Origin of the sequence: Halorubrum sp. Atlit-28R (genome assembly GCF_003665955.1) — an archaeon.
Taxonomy (GTDB): Archaea; Halobacteriota; Halobacteria; order Halobacteriales; family Haloferacaceae; genus Halorubrum; species Halorubrum tropicale.
The window spans coordinates 1-700 of the sequence record NZ_QPLS01000069.1; the positions used below are offsets into that span (position 1 = coordinate 1).

2 pseudogenes are annotated in these 700 nt (G+C 54.0%); one reads left to right on the top strand and one right to left on the bottom strand.

Annotated elements, in window-relative coordinates:
* Window positions 1-235, bottom strand: a pseudogene (locus tag DVK06_RS19705) (arginine:ornithine antiporter); the annotation flags it as partial.
* Between the two features lie 346 nt (window positions 236-581).
* Here DVK06_RS19705 and DVK06_RS19710 point away from each other — a divergent pair.
* Window positions 582-700 (top strand): annotated as a pseudogene (locus tag DVK06_RS19710) (IclR family transcriptional regulator); the annotation flags it as partial.

The following is a 700-nucleotide window of genomic DNA, read 5'->3' on the forward strand; positions in this document are numbered from 1 at the left end:
CTGTCCGTGATACCGCTGTAGAGGTCGTCCCACGTGATGCCGAGCCAGTACCGACTGAAGAGTCCAGTAAACGTAATGCCCCAAAAGAGGGGGAACTGCGGGTCAAGCCCGTACACCACGATGCCTGCTCCGAGGAACACGAGCATCCCGACAACCGGTACCAACGCCTCAAGCAGCGATGGTCGTTTTTCTGGTCGATTTCCTCATACAGTTGCGGTTCGAATGCTAGTCCCATCGGGGTACCTCCGGAGTCTCCCGTTGAGAGTCAACCACAAGGGTGGGAGTGAGCCTGTTGTCTCCCCGTGCCATCAGAACGCTTCTGCTGCGAGAGATTGAAAGCCGATGCGCGAACACTCGTAACCAGTCCCCCGCGTCGACGTGCCGACGGCGGTGGTGTGGTTGACAATCCATACCACTCAAACAATCATGAACGTCGCACATAAATTTTTTATTCGGACACTATGCCGTGATATGTTTGGGAATCTCAAACAGATGGGTGCCGAAAGCGGACATATGAAACACGCCACTGATTCACTGTTTGATATACCAGAACTATTACAGGGCCGTCGAGAAAGAGGGGTATGGACGACAATCGGCACGCAGACGCCCCCCGTCGAATCAAGTCCGTACAGACTGCGAGTGAGATATTGGACACGATACAACAGCAGTCCGAACCGACGTTCAGTGAACTGTGTGACGT